Consider the following 291-nt stretch of genomic DNA (forward strand, 5'->3'; position numbering starts at 1 on the left):
CACCAGCTTCAACGCCATCGAAGGCACGAACGACGTGCAGGTCCGGCAGATCGACGTCGCCGGCAACACGTCGGCGGTAACGTCGTTCAGCTTTACGCTCGATACCTCGGCGGCTGCACCGGGCGTGGCGCTCGCCACCGATTCCGGCAGCAGCGCTGTTGATCACATCACCAATGTCGGTACGTTGAACCTGTCCGGTGTCGAGACCGGCGCCACCGTCGAATATTCGATCGACGGCGGTCATACCTGGAGCACCAGTTTCAGCGCGACCGAAGGCGTGAACGACGTACA

1 protein-coding gene is annotated in these 291 nt (G+C 62.2%); it reads left to right on the plus strand.

All coding sequences use genetic code 11. The annotated features are described in order from the left end of the window. Window positions 1-291, plus strand: a 291-nt coding sequence (locus DID99_RS37585) for a hypothetical protein (RefSeq protein ID WP_185733899.1), incomplete at both ends; no start/stop codon positions are given.

This window comes from Burkholderia sp. Bp8986, assembly GCF_003854225.1.
In the GTDB taxonomy this organism is placed as follows: domain Bacteria; phylum Pseudomonadota; class Gammaproteobacteria; order Burkholderiales; family Burkholderiaceae; genus Burkholderia.